Annotated in this window: 1 protein-coding gene; it reads right to left on the bottom strand. The window is 74.2% G+C overall.

The features are described 5' to 3' along the window. The coding region (locus tag BKE38_RS30205; protein WP_131829827.1) for a M16 family metallopeptidase at positions 1-787 on the bottom strand (787 nt) is incomplete at both ends.

Below are 787 nucleotides of genomic sequence, written 5' to 3'. Positions count from 1 at the left end.
CGGGCGCCGGCGCCCGGGCCCGGATCGCCTTGTCATAGGGGGCGGGGCGGCCCTGGATGCCGCCGTAATCCTGCTCGGCGAGCTTCGCCAGCGCGTCGCGGTCGATGGCGCCGGTGACCACCAGCGTCGCATTGGCCGGCGTGTAATAGGCGCGGAAGAATTCCAGCATGTCGTCGCGGGTGAGGGCCGCGATATCCTCCGGCCAGCCGATCAGCGGCCGGCCGCGCCAATGCTGGCGGCCCCAGAAGGCAGCGTCCCACTGCTCGCGGAAGCGGCCGCGCGGGGTGCTTTCGGTGCGCTGGCGGCGCTCCTCCTGCACCACCTGGCGCTCGGCCTCGATCTCGTCGGCCGGGAACAGGGCGGCGCCCATGCGATCGGCCTCCATCCCGGCAACGAGCGCCAGGCGGCTGGCCTCGACATGCTGGTGGTAGGCGGTGACGTCGCGGGAGGTGAAGGCATTGTCCTGCCCGCCCTCGCGCGCCACCAGCCGCGAGAAGGCGCCGGACGGCACCTTCGGGCTGCCCTTGAACATCATGTGCTCGAGGAAATGGGCGAGGCCCGACTTGCCCGCCGGATCCTCGCCGGCGCCGGTCGAGTAGAAGACGTAGTGGGCCACCACCGGCGCGCGGCGGTTCTCGGCATGCACCACGGTCAGCCCGTTCGGCAGGGTCCAGAGGCTGGCGCCGAAGAGCGGCCGCTCGGCCGGGATCGGCGGCGCTCCCGCGGGCGGGGCGGCGGGCGTGGCGACCGGCTCGGCGGCCGGGCCGGTCGGCAGCAGGGCCAGGGC

Source organism: Teichococcus deserti (assembly GCF_001982615.1).
In the GTDB taxonomy this organism is placed as follows: Bacteria; Pseudomonadota; Alphaproteobacteria; order Acetobacterales; family Acetobacteraceae; genus Pseudoroseomonas; species Pseudoroseomonas deserti.
The sequence above is the reverse complement of the archived record's forward strand: the minus strand, read 5'-3'. Positions and strand labels throughout refer to the sequence as shown.